The 16,637-nt window shown below is 72.3% G+C and carries 15 protein-coding genes; 3 read left to right on the forward strand and 12 right to left on the reverse strand.

What is annotated here, in order from left to right:
• Nucleotides 1–76: 76 nt before the first annotated feature.
• From ligD to J2X26_RS07165, 4 genes are all read right to left on the reverse strand, one after another.
• Entirely contained in the window at nt 77–1,042 is a 966-nt protein-coding gene (ligD, locus tag J2X26_RS07150) for a non-homologous end-joining DNA ligase (RefSeq protein WP_307491010.1), read from the reverse strand.
• Between the two features lie 82 nt (nt 1,043–1,124).
• Nucleotides 1,125–2,792: a SulP family inorganic anion transporter gene (locus J2X26_RS07155; protein WP_307491011.1), complete on the reverse strand. Its 1,668-nt coding sequence runs from the start codon at nt 2,790–2,792 to the stop codon at nt 1,125–1,127.
• On the reverse strand, nt 2,789–3,160 hold the full coding sequence (locus tag J2X26_RS07160) for an ArsR/SmtB family transcription factor (protein ID WP_307491013.1): 372 nt from the start codon (nt 3,158–3,160) through the stop codon (nt 2,789–2,791). The genes J2X26_RS07155 and J2X26_RS07160 overlap by 4 nt, the downstream gene beginning before the upstream one ends.
• 84 nt (nt 3,161–3,244) lie before the next feature.
• Complete coding sequence (locus J2X26_RS07165) at nt 3,245–4,072, reverse strand: PhzF family phenazine biosynthesis protein (protein WP_307491015.1); 828 nt, start codon at nt 4,070–4,072, stop codon at nt 3,245–3,247.
• 148 nt (nt 4,073–4,220) lie between these two features.
• Here J2X26_RS07165 and J2X26_RS07170 point away from each other — a divergent pair, with 148 nt between their 5' ends.
• Entirely contained in the window at nt 4,221–5,084 is an 864-nt protein-coding gene (locus J2X26_RS07170) for a hypothetical protein (protein WP_307491016.1), read from the forward strand.
• Here J2X26_RS07170 and J2X26_RS07175 read toward each other — a convergent pair.
• The 6 genes from J2X26_RS07175 to J2X26_RS07200 all read right to left on the reverse strand — a co-directional run bounded on the left by J2X26_RS07175 (nt 4,991) and on the right by J2X26_RS07200 (nt 12,421).
• Nucleotides 4,991–6,154, reverse strand: a complete 1,164-nt coding sequence (locus J2X26_RS07175) for an alanine/ornithine racemase family PLP-dependent enzyme (RefSeq protein WP_307491018.1) — start codon at nt 6,152–6,154, stop codon at nt 4,991–4,993. The two genes, J2X26_RS07170 and J2X26_RS07175, sit on opposite strands and share 94 nt — an antisense overlap.
• Nucleotides 6,151–7,329 carry a DUF1611 domain-containing protein gene (locus J2X26_RS07180; RefSeq protein WP_307491020.1) on the reverse strand — a complete coding sequence of 393 codons (1,179 nt, stop codon included), beginning with the start codon at nt 7,327–7,329 and terminating at the stop codon, nt 6,151–6,153. Before J2X26_RS07180 ends, J2X26_RS07175 begins: the two co-directional genes overlap by 4 nt.
• A 115-nt stretch (nt 7,330–7,444) precedes the next feature.
• Nucleotides 7,445–9,745 carry an FdhF/YdeP family oxidoreductase gene (locus J2X26_RS07185; RefSeq protein ID WP_307491021.1) on the reverse strand — a complete coding sequence of 767 codons (2,301 nt, stop codon included), beginning with the start codon at nt 9,743–9,745 and terminating at the stop codon, nt 7,445–7,447.
• Complete coding sequence (gene fdhD / locus J2X26_RS07190; protein WP_307491024.1) at nt 9,745–10,584, reverse strand: formate dehydrogenase accessory sulfurtransferase FdhD; 840 nt, start codon at nt 10,582–10,584, stop codon at nt 9,745–9,747. The genes J2X26_RS07185 and fdhD overlap by 1 nt, the downstream gene beginning before the upstream one ends.
• A 71-nt stretch (nt 10,585–10,655) precedes the next feature.
• Nucleotides 10,656–11,897 (reverse strand): hypothetical protein, encoded by a 1,242-nt coding sequence (locus J2X26_RS07195; protein ID WP_307491026.1) that lies wholly within the window; start codon nt 11,895–11,897, stop codon nt 10,656–10,658.
• Nucleotides 11,894–12,421 (reverse strand): RNA polymerase sigma factor, encoded by a 528-nt coding sequence (locus J2X26_RS07200; protein ID WP_307491028.1) that lies wholly within the window; start codon nt 12,419–12,421, stop codon nt 11,894–11,896. Before J2X26_RS07200 ends, J2X26_RS07195 begins: the two co-directional genes overlap by 4 nt.
• A gap of 144 nt (nt 12,422–12,565) precedes the next feature.
• Between J2X26_RS07200 and J2X26_RS07205 the strand changes: the two genes are divergently transcribed.
• Nucleotides 12,566–14,584, forward strand: a complete 2,019-nt coding sequence (locus J2X26_RS07205) for a thioredoxin domain-containing protein (protein ID WP_307491029.1) — start codon at nt 12,566–12,568, stop codon at nt 14,582–14,584.
• A 291-nt stretch (nt 14,585–14,875) separates the two neighbouring features.
• Nucleotides 14,876–15,130, forward strand: coding sequence for a nuclease (locus J2X26_RS07210; protein ID WP_307491031.1), 255 nt, complete (start codon nt 14,876–14,878; stop codon nt 15,128–15,130).
• Here the strand turns inward: J2X26_RS07210 and J2X26_RS07215 are convergent.
• Nucleotides 15,127–15,531: an aldehyde dehydrogenase gene (locus J2X26_RS07215; RefSeq protein WP_307491033.1), complete on the reverse strand. Its 405-nt coding sequence runs from the start codon at nt 15,529–15,531 to the stop codon at nt 15,127–15,129. The two genes, J2X26_RS07210 and J2X26_RS07215, sit on opposite strands and share 4 nt — an antisense overlap.
• Nucleotides 15,532–15,608: 77 nt before the next feature.
• Entirely contained in the window at nt 15,609–16,598 is a 990-nt protein-coding gene (locus J2X26_RS07220; protein WP_439897824.1) for a cupin domain-containing protein, read from the reverse strand.
• Nucleotides 16,599–16,637: the final 39 nt, after the last annotated feature.

Genomic DNA, 16,637 nt, shown 5'->3' on the forward strand with positions numbered 1-16,637 from the left:
GGGTGGTCCCCCCGCTACAAGAAGACGAAGGCCCGGACCTGGTGGTCCGGGCCTTCGTCGTACTCGCCCTGGCCGGTTACTCGTCGCCGTCCGGGGGTGCCGGGGCGCCGTCGCGCTCGTCGCGCTCGGCCCACTGGAGCAGCGGGGCCAGGTCGAACACTGCGTCATCGATGCCGGCATGCAGATCGCCGAGCTCGGCATACCGTGCGGGCACCGTGTGCACGGTGCAGTCGCGGGGATCGACGTCGTCGATCTCGTCCCAGCGCAGAGGCGTCGACACGGTGGCCCCCGGGGTTCCGCGCACCGAGTAGGCGGAGGCGATCGTGTGGTCGCGCGCGTTCTGGTTGTAGTCGACGAACACCAGGGACGGATCTCGGTCGCGCCGCCACCAGGTGGTGGTGACGTCGTCCGGCGCACGGCGCTCCACCTCGCGCGCGAAGGCGAGCGCCGCTCGTCGCACGTCCGTGAACCCGTGCTCGGGGGTGATCCGGACGTAGACGTGCAGGCCCGAGCCGCCGGAGGTCTTCGGCCAGCCGACTGCGCCCAGCTCGTCCAGGACCTCCCGCGCCACGTGTGCCACTCGCCGCACCCGGTCGAAGGGGCAGTCCGGCATGGGGTCCAGGTCGATGCGCCACTCGTCAGGGCTCTCGGTGTCGGCCCGGCGGCTGTTCCACGGGTGGAACTCGACGGTCGACATCTGCACCGCCCAGATCACATGGGCCAGCTCGGTCACGCACAGCTCGTCGGCGGTGCGACCGAAGCGCGGGAAGTAGACCTCCACCGTCTCCATCCACGGCGGCGCCCCGTGCGGCAACCGCTTCTGGTGCACCTTCTCCCCGGCGACGCCCGTCGGGTAGCGGTGCAGCATGCACGGGCGCTCCCGCAGCGCGCGCACGATCCCGTCACCCACGGCGAGGTAGTAGTTCGCGAGGTCGAGCTTGGTCGCTCCGCTGGCGGGGAAGTACACGCGGTCGGGGTTGGAGATCCGCACGGTGCGGGACCCGACCTCGAGCTCCACGGCGGGTGAGCTGTCCGGGGCCATGCCCCATTCAAGCGCGCAGCGTGCCGAGAGCGGGTTCCGGAGCGAGCCGGTGGCTGAGGGATCTCCGCCGGACGGCGACCGGCTAGGCGGCCTTGATGTCGGCGGCAGACGGGTGCTCGGCCCGGCGCACGTGGTCGCGGGCGTGCGCGACGGCAGCGTCGAGGTTGTCGAACAGGTGGTTCTGATGGCGCAGCGCGTCGAGCACTCCGACGGTGCGGAAGAGCTCGACGTGCCCGTCGCGCACGCCTTTGATGAGCACCGTCACGCCGCGGGTCTCGAGGCGTTGCACGATCTCGCTGAGCACGTGCGCCCCGGTGGCGTCGACGAGCTCGAGCTGCGACATGCGCAGCACGAGGACGGTCACGCCGTCGAGACCCGTGACCTCGTCGAGGACGCGGTCGGCGGCGGCGAAGAAGAGCGGACCGTCGATGCGGACGACGGCGATCTGCTCGTCGCCGGCCTCCGGCTCTCCCGGGACCGGCTCGCGGGCGACGCCCGTCGCGCGGGCGAGGCCACGCAGGGCGAACGCGCCCGCGACGATGACGCCGATGCCGACGGCGACGATGAGGTCGACCGAGACCGTGACGACGGCCGTGACGAGGAATGCTGCGGCGTCGGCCCGGGTCGAGCGCAAGATCGACCGGGCCGTCGCGAGGTGCACCATGCGCACGGCCGTCACCATCAGCACGCCCGACAGGGCGGCCAGGGGGATGTGGGCGACGGGGCCCGCGACGACGAGGACCACGGCGAGCAGCACGACGGCGTGCGCCGCGGCTGAGGCTCGGGTGCGCGCGCCGGACCGGACGTTGACCGCCGTCCGCGCGATCGCCCCGGTGGCGGGCATCCCGCCGAAGAGGCCCGCCGCCAGCGATGCCAGACCCTGCCCGAGCAGCTCGCGGTCCGGGTCGTATGCGCCGGTGTCCGCGAGGGAGGCGGCGACGCGTGCGGAGAGCAGCGACTCGATGGCCGCGAGTGCCGCGACGGTGAGGGCAGCGGGCAGCAGCGCCCGCATCGTTTCCGGGTCGAGAGCCGGGAGTGCAGGAGCGGGCAGCGTGCTCGGCAGTGCGCCGATCGTCGCGAGCGGGGCGTGCAGCACCAGCGCGGCGAGCGTCGCGACGACGATGCCGACGAGCGATCCGGGGAGCCGCGGACGCAGACGGGGGAGGAGCAGCATGCAGGCGGCGACGAGGCCGACGGTCGCGAGCGACCATGCGAGCGTGGCGGGATCGGCGTGGGTCACCGAGGAGAGCGCGGAGGCGACGACGTTGGTGTGCGGTCCCGATCCGGCGGCGCCGGTCAAGGCCGGGACCTGCTGCAGGAAGATGATGACGGCGATCCCGAGGGTGAAGCCCTCGATGACGGGCCACGGGATGTAGGACACGGCCCTGCCCAGCCGGGCGAAGCCTGCGACGACGACCATGACCCCGGCCATGAGCGTCACGAGCGCGACGGCCCCGACGCCGTACACCGAGACGACCGGCGCCAGGATCACCACCATGGCACCGGTAGGTCCGGACACCTGGACGTGCGAGCCGCCGAACACGGCTGCGACCAGCCCTGCGACGATCGCGGTGACGAGCCCGGCTTCGGCGCCGGCGCCGGACGCGATGCCGAAACCGAGCGCGAGCGGGAGCGCCACGATGCCGACCGTGAGCCCCGCGAGCAGGTCGGCGCGCCACGAGCGCGGCAGCTCGGCGTAGTCGGAACGGCTCGGGAGCAGACGCTGCAGGGAGGCCAGCACGCCCGTCATCGAGTCAGTGCGGGCAGTCCCGCGACGTCGTCGAGCATGGCCCGGTCGGTGGTCACGATGTCCACGAGCAGCCGTCGGGCGACCGCGAGCAGCTCGGCGACCTCGGCGTGCGCGAGTCGGTAGTGGACGTGGCTGGCGCGGCGGTCGGACTCGACGAGGCGATGGCGGCGCAGGACCGCCAGATGCTGGGAGAGGTGCGACGCCTCGAGTCCGGTCTGCGCCTGGAGCTCGGCGACGGTGTGCTCCTCGCCGTCAGCGAGCAGCTCGAGAAGTCGGATCCGGAGCGGGTGCGACAGGCCTTTGAACAGTCCCGCCTTGACCTCGTAGAGGGGGCGCTGGCTGCGGGTGAAGGGCTGATTCAGCGGCATGATGAATCCATCATATCGGTACGACTGGTCACGGTCCGCCATCGGGAGCCGGCGATCGTCGTTCGTGCCATCGGGGTGCGCGCGCTACAGCTCCTCCGCGGTCCCCGTGACCCGCACGCGGCCCTCGCGCGGGACCTCGACGACCAGGAGCGACGGTCGCCCCGTCTCTGCCCCTTGGTCGACCGTGACGACCGCGGGTGTGTCGAGGTGCTGGGCTGCCCGCAGGTACGCTCCGAGACCGGCCGCCGCTGATCCTGTCGCCGGGTCCTCGCGGATCCCGCCCCGCGGGAACGGGTTCCGCGAAGCGAAGCGCGTCGCCGACAGCCGCTCGACGACCGGGACCGTGCCGTCCCACCCTTGGCTGTCCTGCAGGGCGAGCACCGCGTCACCGTCGTGGTCGAGGCGCTCGAGGACGCCTGCCCGCACAAGGACGAGGGGATGCAGGTTGCCGCCGTGCACGAGGGCGGGACTCAGCACGGGGTCGAGGTCGTCCCGGTCGAGCCGCAGGGTGGCCAGCAGCTCGTCGACCAGGCCGGCGTCGAGCTCCTCGACCTCGGTGTCGACCGCCACCAGGGTCGCCCGCTCGGTGGTCGCCTCCACGGGGACGAGGCCGGCGTTCGTCGTCAGCTGCACCACGGGGGCTGCGTCCCGCAGCCGTGCCAGGACGACACCGGACGCGATCGTCGCGTGCCCGCAGAACGCGATCTCCGCGCGTGGGGTGAAGTAGCGCACGCGCGCCGCGTCGGGCTCGATGGCGGTGAGGAACGCTGTCTCGCTGAAGCCGAGGTCCGCCGCGATCCGGAGCATCTCGGCGTCGCCGAGCTCCTCGGCGTCGAGCACGACGCCCGCCGGGTTGCCCGACCGCGGGTTCGGCTCGGTGGTGGTGAACGCTCTGTACCTCAGGATCTCCATCCGCCGATCGTCCCTGCGGACACGCAGCACCGCGATAGCCAATCGGACGGCGATGGCCTTGCACGCGCACACCCGGCGGGCGTCGTGTGCTTCGATCGGGACGGCCGCACCCGGACGCGGTCGACCCCCGAGAGAAGGACGCATCGCGATGACGGAGACACGTCTGCTCCCGTTCGGCGCCGCCCCGGTGCCGACGAGCGGCGCCGAGGTCGAGAGCCGGGTCACCGCGCTCCTGGCGACCCTCGCGCAGCCGGGCGTGGGAGGCCTGGGCGGTGTCCGGACAGCGGCCGAGGTCGACGGTGCTGACATCCCGTCCCTGCGCGTGGACGCGTCCGGGGTCACCGTCGACGACCAGCGGCTGACGGCCGTGCGGCCCGCGGCGCCGTCCGTCGACGTCGTGCACCGCGTCCCGGGATCGGTCCGCAGGCTGGAGGTCGTCGCGCACCCGGCGTCGGTCAGGGGTGTTCCCGCCGAGGTGGACGTCTCGGCGAGCGACGTCCGCTTCGACTGGGTCGTCGGAGCGGACGACCAGCTCTACGTCGAGGTGCGCGAGCCCTCGGACGCCGAGCCGGTCGTCGGAACGGCACGCATCGCCGTCGCGCACCGGGATCTGGTGGCCGCGGTCCGGACGGTGCTGGCCGCGGTCCTCCAGGACAAGGGCTTCACGCTCACGGCGCTCGACCTCGACCTGCAGAACCGCGGGCCGCGCGCGTTGGCCGTTCGCGCCGACGCCAAGGTCCAGCGGAGCTTCCTGCGTGCGGGAGTGACCGTGACCGCGTCGGCCTCGATCGACCGATCACTGGTGCTCGAGGTGGGCGACGTGACGATCTCCAGCAGCAACCCGATCGTCGAGGGGTTCATCGGGCCGTTCCGGTCGAAGGTCGCCGCCGAGGCCAACCGGACGATCGACCTGGCCGCTCAGCTTCCGGCCGGCGTCACGGTGTCCGACGTGAGCATCGCGGCGGGCGACGACGTCGTGATCTCCGTGACGTTCGGCCAGCCCGCTGGCTGAGTCGTGAGAGCGGGCGATGCCGAAACCTCGGCTCGGTTGACGAACGGTGACGTCATGGCACGGACGAGCGCGCCGTAGCCGAGCCGGAAGCAGAGCTCGTCCCCGACCGTCATCCGGTGGTCGCCGATGTCGAGGACCAGGTGGTCGCTGCTCATCCCGAGCACAGAGACTCCTGCCGGTGGGATCAGGCCGTCGATGTCGACGTCCTGACGGCCGAGGGCGACGATCGCCTGCCGGCGGGTTCCTCCCGCGGTGCGGCTGGGAGGTTCGCCGTAGGTGGCCAGCGCCTGGTTGCCCCAGGGGCGGGCGGGCTTGTCGGCGACCTCGATGATCTCGCCGACCAGGGCGAAGGCGTTCGTGCTCAGGCCGGTGATCGGGGTGCGGCGCAGGGGCTCGGTGCCGAGCAGGATCGCCTCGCCGAGGCGCAGCTCGTTGGTGCGTCCGAGCCGGGACGTCGTCAGCGCCCAGTCCAGGGCGGCCGAGTTGCCGCCGGACACGACGTCGAGGGTGATGCCGTGCTGCGCCTCGGACCGGTCGACGAGCCGGTGCAGGACGTCCATGTTCGCGTCGTCGGGCACGACCCCGTTCTGACAGGCCAGGTTCGTGCCGAGGCCGCGCAGCCGGAGCGACCGCGACGCCAGCACGACCTTCACCGCTGCCGACACGTCATCGACGGCGATGCCTTCGCGGAGGTCGCCGAGCTCGACCATGAGGATCACGTCGTGGCGGATCCCCGCGTGTGCCGCGGCGTCGTCGAGCGCCGCGAGGACGGCGGGTTCGGTGTTGAGGCTGGCGGTCGCGGTGCGGACCACCTGCGCCACCTGGCTGAGCATGGGGGAGCGGATCAGGGTGCGGGGCACCGACCCGTCCAGGCGGGCCAGGTTCTCGACGCGCGCGTCACCCAGACCGACGGCCCCGCCACGCAGCATCGCGGCGGCGACCCGCGGCGAGCCGAGGACGGCTTTGGTGACCCCGAGGACCCGGACGTCGCGCGCAGCCAGCCGGTCCACCAGGACGCGGGTGTTGCGCTCGACCACGCCGAGGTCGATCTCGATCCGTGGGGCGCTCACCGGATCGACGTGCGGGGTTCCGCCTTCGGTGCGAGATCGGGGAACGCGCGCAGGACCATGTCCACCAGGTCCTGGCCCGGTCGGGTCAGCGGGTCGGTGACCGGGAGGCCGAGCTCGAGCCGGTGGTCGTCGATGGACCGGTCGAGCTCCGCTGCGGTCATCGACTCGTGGTTGATGGTCACCCCGATGACCCGGGTGTCGGCGAACGCCTCGATCAGCGCGATCTCGCTGGCCACGGTCGGCATCGGCATCATCGGGAAGTCCCCGAGGACCTCACGCTTCGGCGCGTGCTGCACGATCACACCCTGAGGGCGGCTGCCTCGGAGGATGTGTCCCGACGTCAGGTAGGCCGGGTGGCTCAGCGCGCCCTGCCCCTCGACGACGATCACGTCGGGGTTCTCGCCCTCGAACGCGGCGACGACCTGGTGCTCGACCTCGCCGGAGCAGAACTGCGGCACCAGGGCGTCCAGGGCGACGCCGTACTTGCCGCCCTGGATCAGCGTGGTCTGGCCCGTCCCGACCATGACCGCGTGGATCCCGCGAGCATTCAGCGCCTGGACCAGCAGCGTCGCGGTGGTGCGCTTGCCGATGGCGCCGTCGGTGCCCAGCACCGCGATCCGCGGGCAGGTGACGTCGAAGATCCGGCCCGAGAACAGGTGCAGGTCCCGCGTGTCCTTCGGGCGGCGCACGTCGGTGATGGTCACCCGGGCGATCAGTGCGGCGGCGACGAACTCGGCGTCGTCGTTGAGGAACTCGTGCAGACCGTTGATGACGTGCATGCCCTGGGCGATCCCGTCGAGCAGCACGACCCGCTGGTCCTGCGACAGCAGGCCGTCGGCCGGCGCGAGCCCGCAGATCAGGTAGTCGGGGACCTGGCCGGCGTCGGCGATGGCCTCGTCCAGCGTGGCGACGATGGGGATGCCGTTCGGGCTCCCGTCGAGGAACGTCCCGGCGTCGGTGCCGGCGCACCTGCTGTCGATGACGCTGAGGATCTCGTACTTCTCCGAGTGCCGGACCAGGCCGTTGCCCGTCTTGCCGTCCTGCTCACCGAACTGGCCTTCGCAGTAGACGACCGCGGTCGCGCCGACCGGGAGGGCGAAGGGCTCGGCCGGGGCGGTCTCGTCGAGACTCCGCCAGGCGTTGGGCGGCGAGGAGCTGTTGGTGAGCGCAGACATGTGTTCCCTCTGAGAAAGGCTCAGAGGAGGCGACGGGATCGTGGCCGGGCGATGAGCCCAACGGTCAACGAGTGGTCTGCACTGAGTGCCGGCAAGGTTGCCGGCAGGCCCGACCCTAGCCGCTCGGCGCCGACTTCCCTGCATCGTCGCCCGTTCGCCTCTCCAGCCGGACCACGATCGCCTTCGACACCGGGGTGTTGCTGCCGAGCGCCGTGCTGGCCAGCGGGATCAGCACGTTCGCCTCGGGGAAGTACGCGGCGGCACAGCCGCGGGACGTCGGGTAGGCCACGACGCGGTAGTTGCGGAGGGACCGGTCCGCCTCTCCGGGCCACTCGCTGTGGATGTCGACACGGTCACCGTCGGCGAGGCCCAGGTCGGCGACGTCCTCGGGGTTCACCAGGACGACGTCACGGCCGCCGCGGATGCCGCGGTAGCGGTCGTTGAGGCTGTACATCGTGGTGTTGAACTGGTCGTGGGAGCGGATGGTCTGCAGGATCAGCCGTCCGGGTGGGCACTCCACGGGGACGAGCTGGTTGACCGTGAGCATGGCCCTGCCGGTCGCTGTCGGGAAGGTCCGGGAGTCTCGTGGGCCGTTGGGCAGGACGAAGCCGCCGGCCTGACGGACCTGGCGGTTGAAGTCGTGGAACCCGGGCACCACGCGGGAGATCGAGTCGCGGATGGTGTTGTAGTCCCGCTCGAAGCCGGCCCAGTCGATCGGCCCGTCGTCGCCGAGGACGGCCCGCGCGAGGCGAGTCACGATGGACACCTCGGAGAGCAGCAGGTCCGAGACGGGCGGCAGGGGGCCGTGCGTGGCGTGGACGGCGCACACGGAGTCCTCGACGGACACGAACTGCGGTCCGGTCTCCTGGAGGTCGACGTCGGTGCGCCCGAGCGTCGGCAGGATGAGCGCCTCGGCCCCGGTGATGACGTGCGAGCGGTTGAGCTTGGTGGACACCTGCACGGTCAGGTCGGTCCCGCGCATCGCCGCCTCGGCCGCCGCGGTGTCCGAGATCGCGGCGACGAGGTTGCCGCCGAGCGCGAACCAGACCTTGAGCTCGCCGCGGCGCATCGCCTCGATCGACTGCACGGAGTCGAGCCCGTGCCGGCGCGGCGGCTCGAACGAGAACTCGGCGCCGAGCGCGTCGAGGAAGCTGTCCGGCATCCGCTCCCAGATGCCCATGGTGCGATCACCCTGCACGTTGCTGTGCCCGCGGATGGGGGAGGCGCCGGCGCCCGGCTTGCCGATGTTCCCGCGGAGGAGCAGGAGGTTGATGATCTCCTTGATCGTGTCGACGCCCTTGCGGTGCTGCGTCAGCCCCATCGCCCACGTGATGATCACGCGGTCCGCGGCGAGGTAGCGCTCGGCCAGCCGGTCCATCTCGTCGGCGGTCAGGCCCGTGGCGGTGAGCACCTCCTGGTCGTCGAGGGTCTCCAGGTGGGTCCGGAGCTCGTCGAGACCGAGCGTGTGCTCCGCGAGGAACTCGTGGTCGAGGACCGTTCCGGGGGCGCGGTCCTCCGCCTCCAGCACCCGACGGGAGATCCACTGGAGGAGCGCCATGTCGCCGCCGCTGCGGATCTGCAGGAACTGGTCGGCCAGGTCGGTGCCGCGGCCGAGGACCCCGCGGACGGTCTGCGGGTTCTTGTAGCGCCGCAGGGCCGCCTCCGGCAGCGGGTTCACCGAGACGATCGTCGCGCCGTGCCGCTTGGCGTTCTCGAGCGCGGTCAGCATGCGCGGATGGTTGGTGCCGGGGTTCTGACCCATGACGATGATCAGGTCGGACTTCGCGAAGTCGTCGTACGCGATGGTCGACTTCCCGACGCCCACCGTGGCGAGCATCGCGGTGCCCGTCGACTCGTGGCACATGTTGGAGCAGTCCGGGAGGTTGTTCGTCCCGAAGGCGCGCACGAACAGCTGGTAGACGAACGCCGTCTCGTTGGCCGTGCGGCCGCTGGTGTAGAACGCGGCCTGGTCCGGCGAGTCGAGCCCGCGCAGCTTGTCGGCGACCAGCCGGAACGCGTCGACCCAGCTGATGGGGACGTAGTGGTCACTGCCGGCGGCCCTGTGGACGGGCTCGACGAGCCTGCCCTGCTGGCCCAGCCAGTACTCCGAGCGGTCCTGCAGGTCGGCGATCGAGTGCTCGGCCCAGAACGACGTGGCGACGGTCGCCGGGGTGGCCTCCCACGCGACCGCGCGGGCGCCGTTCTCGCAGAACTCGACCCGCCCGCGGTGCTCCGGGTCCGGCCACGCGCAGCTCATGCAGTCGAAGCCGTCCTTCTGGTTCACCTTGGTGAGGAGCTTCAGCGCGCGGCTCGGACCCAGGCCGTCGAGCACGTAGCCCATGGCGCTGACCACGGAGGGGAGCCCGACGGCCCACGCCTCGGGCGGATGGACGGTGAACCGCGGCTCGCGGGCCATCAGACGTGCACCGGCAGGGCGACGCGCTCCGGCCGCGAGTACACGACCATCGACGATCCCCGCAGGAAGCCGACGAGCGTGATGCCGGCCTCGTGCGCGAGGTCGGCGGCGAGCGACGACGGCGCGGAGACGGCGGCGAGGACGGGGATGCCCGCCATGAGCGCCTTCTGCGTGAGCTCGAACGAGGCGCGCCCCGACACCATGAGCACGGTGCCCCGCAGCGGCAGCCGGCCTCCGGTCAGCGCCCACCCGACCACCTTGTCGACGGCGTTGTGGCGGCCGACGTCCTCGCGCAGCACCAGGAGCTCGCCGGTGGCACCGTCGAACAGCGCGGCGGCGTGCAGCCCACCCGTCGTGGCGAACACCTCCTGGTGCTCGCGGAGACGGTCCGGGAACGTCGCCAGCAGGTCGGCGCGAAGGACGAGCCCGTCGTCGTCGACCGTCCAGTGCGAGTGCGTGCGGACGGCGTCGATGCTGGCCTTGCCGCACAGCCCGCAGGAGGACGTCGTGTAGAAGGAGCGCTCGAGGCTGGGGTCCGGTGCCGGGACGTCGCGGAGCGTGACGTCGAGGACGTTGTAGGTGTTGAGCCCCTCGTCGGTCGTGCCCGCGCAGTACCGCGCGGCGGCGACGTGCTCCGCGGCCGTCACGACGCCCTCCGACACGAGGAACCCCGTAGCGAGCTCGACGTCGTGGCCGGGGGTTCTCATGGTGACGGCGAGCGAGCGTCCGCCGACGCGGATCTCCAGGGGCTCCTCGGCGGCGAGGACGTCCTCGACCCGGCGCGCCCCGCTGTCCAGGTCGATCCGCGTCACCCGTCGACGGACCGCGATTCTCTGCATGCCCCCACTATCGCCCGTCGAGCAGTGCTCGTGACGTTCGGTTCCCGCGCGAGCCGCCTCACCTGTTCTTCTCAGCAGCCGCCGAACTTCTTGGGCACCGAGAGCGCGGCGCCCGGGGTGGCGGGGAGCACCCAGGCATCGCTCCAGCCCTGTGCGGCCAGGGGAGCGTCGAGCTCCCGGCCGCCTGCGCTCCACGGCACCTCGAGCGCACCGCACATCAGCATGCCCTGGATCAGCTCGTCCGACGGCTCCACGTCGGCCGCCTCGGCGAAGGTCCGGCCCGCGACGTCATACGTGCGCCACCCGAACGGCTCCGCGCCGCTGCAGGTGACGAGCGCGGAGGTGGCGAGGACGTTCGTGAGGCCGCACTCGGAGCTGCCCTCCGGCGCGGCACCGAGCGGGGTGGTCGCGATCGAGTCGTTCGTCAGGTCGATGCTCGTGAGGTCGTACCCGTCCACCGAACGTGCCAGGAACTCAACGACGTCGCGGGCGACGGGGTCGAGCCACACGTCGCCCTCGATCTCGTCCCCGGCGAGCGGCGTGATGGTGCCGTCGGTGCCCTGCCAGTACAGCCCGTGGACGCCCGTCGGGAAGTGCGGGTCGGTGTCGGCCCAGAGCACCCGACCGTCCGGCCGCTGCAGGACCGGCGCCGCGTCGCGGGAGTTCGGACCGAGACGGAACTCGCGGAGGCTCCCGTCGCGCAGGTCGACCTCGGTGTACCACCAGCTCTCGCCCAGGCCCTTGAAGTACATCCAGGCCTTGCGCTGCGTTGCGTCCCACCACATGACCTCGCCCTCGCCGTCAGCCGGCAGCGCGGAGAGACGGTAGGTCGTACCGTCCGGTGCGACGAGGAACAGGGCCTGCGTTCCCGCCGGGTCGAAGGTGCCGTAGTCCTCACCGGGAATGATCGAGACCGTCGAGAAGAGCGTGAGCGCCCACCCTGCTCCCACCGTGGCCCAGGTGTCGTCGGTGATGACCCAGGCGTCGGGCTCCGAGGCGTGACCCTTCGGTGCGAGCGCGCGGGCGGGCTCGCTGGCTGTCGGAGTCCTCGAGGGCTCCACGGACGGCGTCGGCGACGACGTCTGCGCGGGTGGGGCCGGTGCCGGAGCGCCTCGGTCCAGCAGCGCGGAACCCGTCACCGCGACCAGGACCAGCGCGGCTGCGGACCCGGCCGCCATCAGCGACTCGTGCCGGCGGCGCCGACCGCGGGCCGCGCGGGCGATGAGCGGGACGGGCAGACCCGGCTGACGGCGGTGGCGCTCGCTGACCTCGAGACTCAGCTCCTCGAGTCCCCTGCGGAAGTCGTCGGTCATCGTGTCCTCCGGACCGTCGTGACGTCGATGCGGTCACCCTCGTTGTCCCCGAGCAGCGGGCTCAGGTTCTGTCGTGCGTCGAACAAGTACCGCTTGACGGTCCCGGGGGACACGCCCATGCGGTCCGCCACGTCACGGACCGCGAGGTCGTCGACGTAGTGGAGCACCACGGCTGCCCGCTGCTGCGGGGGGAGCGACGCCAGAGCCCGGGCGATGTCGGCACGACGGACGGCGGTGGTGTCGGGACCGTCCGGTGCAGGTCCGCGGTCCGCGACCATCGGGACCAGCCCGAGCCAGCGGCGGCGCTTGCGGTAGCCGTCGAGGAACACGTGCAGGATGGCGCGTCGCACGTACGCCTCGAGCCACTCGACGTCGGCGCCGGAGCGGCGCCGGGAGAACGTCCGGACGAGTGCCGCCTGGACGACGTCCTGCGCGGCTGCGTCGTCGCCGGTGAGCAGGTAGGCGTACGCCGTCAGCGCCGGTCCTCGTTCGCGGACCAGGCTGGCGAGACGTTCGTCGCCCATGGATCACCCCTCTCGGCTCTGCAGCCCCGACATCCTTGTGCCCCCCAGACGTTCTGGAGGGCCGATCGGTTGTGCGGCGCGGCAGGTTCACCCCGTCGCGACGCTGCGGTAGCCCCGCTCCGGGTTCGGGCGGAGGCTGGGTCGGTGCCCAACCGCCTCGCGTCCGCGACGAGCCCGTACCTGCTGCAGCACGCCGAGAACCCGGTGGACTGGGTCGAGTGGAGTGACGCGGCGTTCGAGGAGGCGGCGGCCCGGGGCGTGCCGGTGCTGGTCTCGGTGGGGTACGCGGCGTGCCACTGGTGCCACGTGATGGCGCACGAGTCGTTCGAGGACGCGGCGACGGCGGCGTTCCTGAACGAGCACTTCGTGTGCGTGAAGGTGGACCGGGAGGAGCGGCCCGACGTCGACGCGGTCTACATGGCGGCGACGCAGGCGATGACGGGATCCGGCGGCTGGCCGATGACCGTGTTCACGACGCCGACGGGGGAGCCGTTCTTCTGCGGTACGTACTTCCCGCCGCGCCCCGTGCAGGGGATGCCGTCGTTCACGGAGGTGCTGGCGAGCGTGGCTGCGGCGTGGACCACGCGCCGGGACGAGGTGGAGGCGAGCGCCGGGATCATCGCGGAGGCGCTCGCGGAGCGGCCGGCCGCGGGGGAGCAAGCGGGCTTCGACGTCGTCGACCGCGCGCTCGCGGGTGTGGCGACCACGTTCGATGCCGCGCGCGGCGGGTTCGGTGGCGCCCCGAAGTTCCCGCCGTCGATGGTGCTCGAGTGGCTGCTGCGCCACCACGCGCGCACGGGCGACGCGCGGGCGCTCGCGATGGCGGAGGCGACCCTCGACGCGATGGCCCGCGGCGGCATGTACGACCAGCTCGCCGGCGGCTTCGCCCGGTACTCCGTGGACGCGGCCTGGGTGGTCCCGCACTTCGAGAAGATGCTCTACGACAACGCTCTCCTGCTGCGGGTGTACGTGCACGCGTGGCGGGCGACCGGGTCGCCGCTGGCGCACCGCGTCGCGACGGAGACGGCGCGGTGGTTGCTCGACGAGCTGCGCACGGCCGAGGGCGGCTTCGCGTCGTCGCTCGACGCCGACAGCGAGGGCCGCGAGGGAGCGTTCTACTCCTGGAGTCCCGCGCAGCTGCGGGACGTGCTCGGGGACGACGACGGCACCTGGGCGGCCGGCGTCCTGGGCGTGAGCGACGAGGGCACGTTCGAGCACGGCACGTCGGTGCTCCAGCGGCGCGCTGACCCGACCGACACCGAGCGGCTGGACGACGTGCGGGAGCGGCTGCATGCCGCGCGGGAGCGCCGCCCGCGTCCGGCGCGCGACGACAAGGTCGTCTCCGGGTGGAACGGGCTGGCGGTCGCGGCGCTGGCAGAGGCCGGCGCGCTGCTGGACCGCCCGGACCTGGTCGACGCTGCGTCGGCGGCGGCCCGCTTCGTGCTCGAGACGCACGCCCGCCGCGCACCGGACGGGTCGACGCGGTTGGTGCGGGCCTCACGCGGCGGGGTGGCCGGCTCCGCACCGGGCGTGCTGGAGGACTACGCGCACGTGGCCGATGGGATGTTGACGCTCAGCGCGATCACCGGGGATCCGGCGTGGTTCGACGCCGCCGAGGACCTCCTGGAGACGGCGCTGGTGCACTTCGCTGCGGCGGACGGCGGGCTGCGGGACACCGCCGACGACGAGACCGATGCCGTCGTGGGTCGGATCCGCACCCTCCAGGACCCCGCCGACGGCCCGACACCGTCCGGCCAGTCCGCAGCGGCTGGCGTCCTGCTGACGTATGCCGCCCTCACGGGATCACTGCGGCACCGGGAAGCCGCCGAGCGCGCGCTCCGCGGTCCGCTGGAGATCGCGACACGCTTCCCGCGAGCAGCCGGTGCGGCGCTGGCGGTGGTGGAGGCACTCCTCGACGGTCCGCGCGAGGTCGCCGTCGTGGGGACCGACGACCCCGCGAGGCAGGCGCTGCACGCCGCCGCTCTCCGGTCGACGGCCCCCGGCCTCGTCGTCGCGGCCGGGCCGCCGGGGGCCGACGCACCGCCCCTTCTCCGTGACCGGCCGCTGGTCTCCGGGATCGCGTCCGCTTACGTGTGCCGGGGCTTCGTGTGCGCTCTGCCGACGACGAGCGCGGACGAGCTGGCCCGGCAGCTCGGGCGGTGAGCGGCAGGCGTCCGACATCCGAGACGCCTTGACAGCATGTGGACCGGTGCTCACACTCGTGGCATGTCCACCACCAGCATCGCGCGATCCGTCGACGTCATGTCGACGCGCCGGTGTCTGTGTCGAATGTGTCTCTGAGGACTCCGTCCTCCCGGTCCCCGCAGCTCTGAGGAGCTCCCTGCAGGCGTCCCGCCGCAGGTAGGACCAGACCCGCCGCCCCGCGGCGCAGCCCGACACCGTCCTCGACGACGGTGCGGACCGACAGTGGACATCGCCCGACCTGGAGCAACCGTGCCGAACCGTACCCGTATCGACCTTCTCCCGATCCAGGAGGCCGTCGCGACCGCCTCACCGCGCGCCTGGCGCGACGGGATCGTCATCTCCCGTGAGCCCGACACGATCACCGTCGCCCTGCTGGACGGTGGCGCGACCGTCCTGGCCACCAGGGCGGCACCGGCGACGGGGGAGCCCGTCGCGGTGCATCTCGTGGCCGAGGTGGTCGCTCTGGGAGGCGCCTGGTACTCGGCGCGCCCCGTCGTCGGCTAGGCCATCTGCATCGAGGACATCGCCGCCCGGCACGCCTCGACCATCGCCGTGCACGCCGAGGCGCAGATCCGGCAGTGCTCGGACATCTCCGCGTGCATCGCGCACTCGGCGGCGCAGGCCTCACCCATCGTCATGCACGCCGTCATCATCGAGGTCATGACGCCCATGTCGTAGCCGGCCGGGCGCATCATCATCCGCATCATCGTCGTCGCGACGTCTGCGGTGCTCATACACATCGAGGCACATCGCCCCATGCCTTCGCCGCCGTCCGCGTCGGCGCACATGGTGGCGGCCATCGCGGCAGCCGAGCACGCCTCGATGCAGTCCTGCATCATCGGCATCTCCATGCCGGCCATGCCCGCCATCGGCATGGACTTCATCATGTCGGCCATCATGCTCATCGCTGCTCACCCCTCGCTGCCTGCCGGACCCTGGTTCGAGCGACGTTACGCCGGGCCCGGACGGTCGCGCCATGGGTTCAGACGGGTGGCCCGGACCATCCTGGTGCGCGGCGGGTCCGGCCCGGGGAGACGCCCACCTCACGCTTGTACGCGCGGCTGAACGACGCCTCCGAGTCGTACCCGAGCTCGGCGGCCACCTCGCGCACGGTGGCACGGCCGTAGCCGAGCCGGTCGGCCGCGACGTGCATCCGGACGCGGGTCACGTACTGCATCGCGGGCTCGCCGACGACCTCGGTGAACCGTGCCGAGAACGCGGACCGGGACATCACCGCCTCGTGCGCCATCGTCGCGACGGTCCACGGCCGGCCCGGCTCGCGGTGCACGGCGGTGATCGCGGCGCCGAGCTGGGGATCGCGCAGGGCCCCGAGCCAGCCGGTGGTGACCTCCTGGGCGTCCAGCCAGGCACGGATCGACTGGATCACGAGGATGTCCGCCAGCCGGGTGGTGACGGCCTCGCCGCCGGGCCGGGCGTGGGTCAGCTCCTCGGTGGTGAGGGCGAGCGTGGCCGCCATCCACGCCCCGCCCTGTCGACCGTCGACGTGCACGACCGAGGGCAGCAGGTCGAGCAGGAGCCGGGAGGCGGCCCCGTCGACGGAGAGCACGCCGCAGATCAGCTCGACCCGCGATCCGGAGCCCTCGTGCCGCAGGACGGAGTAGTTCGGGCTGAGGAACTCCTGCGGCAGCTCGTCGACCCGGCCCAGCGACGGCACGCCCGGAGCGCTGAGCAGCAGGTGTCCTCGTCCGTGGGGGACGAGCGCGAGGTCGCCCGGGACCAGCCGGACCGGCGGCCCGCCCTCGACCTGGACCCACGCCTCGCCGACCGTCACCACGTGGAAGCTGACGCAGTCGCCGAACGCGGGCATGTCGACCGCCCACGGGCCGTCCGCCTCGGTGCGGCTGTAGAAGACGCCCGTCACGCGCAGGTGGTGCAAGGCCTCGCCGACGGGGTCGATCGGGGTCCACGGGAGATCGACGACGGTCACGAGACCTCCTGGATGATCGGCCATAGATTGGCGACGACTCATCATAGACCGTCCAGTGCGCCG

Source organism: Cellulomonas humilata (assembly GCF_030814415.1).
Lineage (GTDB): Bacteria > Actinomycetota > Actinomycetes > Actinomycetales > Cellulomonadaceae > Cellulomonas > Cellulomonas humilata_A.